Source organism: Micromonospora sp. URMC 107 (assembly GCF_051386315.1).
Lineage (GTDB): Bacteria > Actinomycetota > Actinomycetes > Mycobacteriales > Micromonosporaceae > Micromonospora.
The window spans coordinates 1-2,984 of sequence record NZ_JBPQTK010000251.1 but is presented as its reverse complement, the minus strand read 5'-3'; the positions used below and the strand labels follow the sequence as shown (position 1 = coordinate 2,984).

The window sequence follows — 2,984 nt, the reverse complement described above, 5'->3', positions numbered from 1 at the left end:
CCACCGTGCACTCGCCGAAGTTGACGGAGACGGTGATCTCGGTGTTCTTCTTGTCGAAGTCGACCGCGCGCAGACCGCCGTGCCGCCGAAGCCGCCGAAGCCACCGGTGAAGCCGCCGAAGCGACCGCGCGAGCGCTCCCCGCTCGGCCCGGTGACGTTCTCGCTGATCTTCCTCGCCCTGGGCGTGGTGGCCGTCGTCGACCTGCTGGACGTCTTCGACGTGGGGGCGTCGGCGTACTTCGCGGCCACGCTGGCCACCATCGGGCTCGGCCTGCTGGTCGGCACCTGGTTCGGGCGGGCCCGGTGGCTGATCGCGCTCGGCGTGGTGGCCGCCGCCGCGCTCGGGGTGGCCACCGTGGCCGAGTCCTACGACCGGATCCGGGGCGTCGACGGCAACGTCACCTGGGCGCCCACCAACCACCGCGACCTCGCCCTGCGGTACGAGAACAGCTTCGGCGACACGGTCCTGGACCTGCGCGCGGTCGACTTCGACAAGAAGAACACCGAGATCACCGTCTCCGTCAACTTCGGCGAGTGCACGGTGGTGGTGCCGCCGAACGTCGACGTCACCACGGTGGCCGACGTCAACGCCGGCGACGCGGTCGTCTTCGGCAAGCGCTCCGGCGGGCTCGCCGGCGAGCTGCGGGAGGCAGCCGACCTGGGTCCGGACGGCCCCGGCGGCGGCACGCTGCGCCTCTACATCCACGTCAACGCCGGCAACCTGGAGGTGACCCGGTGAAGGCCCACCGCACCGACATCGTGTCCTTCGCCTTCGGGCTGATCTTCCTCGGCCTCGCCGCGTGGTGGCTGCTCGCCCAGCTGCTCGGGCTCGCCCTCCCGCCGGTCGGCTGGTTCCTGGCCGGCGCGCTGATCCTGATCGGCCTGCTGGGCCTGGTGGGCGCGCTCCGCTCCGGGCGGTCCGCCGGCGCGGCCAAGCCCGCCGCCGTCTCCGACCCCGCCGACGCCACCCCCGGCCGGGACGAGCCCGTCTCCACCCCGCCGGCTGCGGAACCGGCGGACCGGGCGGCGGACCGACAGGCCACCGAGGTCGACCCGACCCGTTGGGACCTCGACCGGCCCGCGCCGGCCGACGAGCCGGCGGCGTGGGGCGGCCGGCGGTCCGACTGGGGCGAACGCTCCGACTGGGGCGGGCGCTCCGAGTGGGACGTGTCCGCGCCGACGACCGGCGGACCGACGCCGGGCGGACAGCCGACCGAGACGCCGACCCTGGCCGAACCCACGCCGGGCGTATCTCTGGGCGGGCCCACGCCGGGCGGACCGTCGAGCGGGCCCACGCCGGGCGGACCGTCGAGCGGGCCCACGCCGGGCGGACCGTCGAGCGGGCCCACACCGGGCGGGTCCACGGCCGGCCCGCGGGCCGGGGGCGAGGCGGACGAGTGGCCGACGGAGGCCGTCACCGACGTCCGTCCCGAGGCGGTAGAGGACCGCGCCGCCGACGAGGACGCCCTGCCCCGGCGGACCGACGGGCCGTTGGCCGACGAGGAGCGCCCGCGCGGCTGACCACAGCGGTGCGGCCGGCGTCGGCGGCGGCCTATGCTGGCCGTGGAGAACTCGCCTCCGCCGGCCGGCCCGCGCCGACCTGGCCGCCGCGCCGACTGGCCGTCGCGCCGGCCGGACCGCGCCGCCGTGGCGGTCCCGCCGCGATTCCCGTCTCTACCCCGTCAGGAGTCCGTCCGACATGACGCAGTCCCCCGCCGTGCGCACCTCCGGCCGCTCCGGTCCGGTCCGCATCGGCGAGCGAGCCGCCCGTACCCTCGTCTCCGAGCTTGCCCGGATCAACGACCCGAAGGCCGCGCTGCTGGTCGGCGCGACGCCGGAGTCCGCGGTGCTGGCCGCGGCGATCGACGCGCTGCTGCCCGGTGACACCCTCACCCTGGTGCCCGCCGGGTCGACCTCCTCGACGGCCCTCCGGCAGCACGTCACCGCCCAGGGTCGTTGGGTGGCCGACCGGGTCCGCGTCGTCGACACCCTGGCCGAGGCCGAGCCCGCCGCGGTCGTCGTCGCCGGGGAGCCGCTCACCGGCACGGCCGACGAGACCCGCGCCGCCGTCGAGGGCCTGACGAAGTACCTCGCCGACGGCGCGGTGCTGAGCGTCGCCACGACCGCCACGCCGGGGCGTACCGAGGGCGCGGCCACCGAGATGGACCGGCAGGGCGCGCTGTACGGCGTCGGCGTCGACCTGGTGCTGCGCAACACGCCGCCACTGCGGGTGTACCGGCTCCGCTACACCCCGGCCGACGCCGCGTCGGCGGCCCGGCTGGCCCCGGCGCACCGCCCGTCCAGCGTCCCGCTGACCCGCGGCATGCACATCGACTCCAACGGGGTGGCCGCCGCCGGCATCGCGCTGGGCCTGGCCGCGGTGGCCCGGACGACCCGGCCGAAGTCGAAGCTCTGGTTGCTCCCGGCCCTGGCCGCCGCGCCGGTGGCCGCCTTCTTCCGGGACCCGAACCGCGACGTGCCGGAGGACCCGTCGGCGGTGGTCGCCTCGGCCGACGGCCGGGTGCTCTCCGTGCAGCGGCTGCACGACGAGCGCTTCGGCGAGGGCGAGTGGCTGCGGATCGCGGTCTTCCTGTCGGTGCTGGACGTGCACGTCAACCGCGCTCCGGTGGCCGGCAAGGTGGTCGACTACTTCGTCGCCGACGGTGGCTTCGCCAACGCGATGAAGCCGGCGGCGGAGCACAACGTGGCGGCGTACACGGTGCTGGACACCGCGCACGGCACGGTGGTCGTGGCGCAGCGCACCGGCCTGATCGCCCGGCGGATCGTGCAGCGGGCGCCGATCGGCGCGCTGCTGGCCCGGGGTGAGCGCTTCGGCCTGATCCGGTTCGGCTCGCGCACCGACGTCTACCTGCCGGCCGACGCGGCGGAGCCGCTGGTCGGCCCCGGGGACAAGGTGGTCGGGGGCTCGACCGTCATCGCCCGCTGGCGCTGAGGGACGACACGAAGAAGGGGGGCCGCGGATC

2 protein-coding genes and 1 pseudogene are annotated in these 2,984 nt (G+C 76.2%); all 3 read left to right on the top strand.

The window, feature by feature from the left end:
• Positions 1-739, top strand: a 739-nt coding sequence (locus ACSNN9_RS28240) for a LiaF domain-containing protein (protein WP_436676351.1), incomplete at its 5' end; no start/stop codon positions are given.
• Positions 736-972, top strand: a pseudogene (locus tag ACSNN9_RS28235) (hypothetical protein); the annotation flags it as partial. The gene ACSNN9_RS28240 and the pseudogene ACSNN9_RS28235, both read left to right, overlap by 4 nt.
• Positions 973-1,699: 727 nt before the next feature.
• Positions 1,700-2,953: a phosphatidylserine decarboxylase gene (locus ACSNN9_RS28230; RefSeq protein WP_436676350.1), complete on the top strand. Its 1,254-nt coding sequence runs from the start codon at positions 1,700-1,702 to the stop codon at positions 2,951-2,953.
• Positions 2,954-2,984 lie beyond the last annotated feature (31 nt).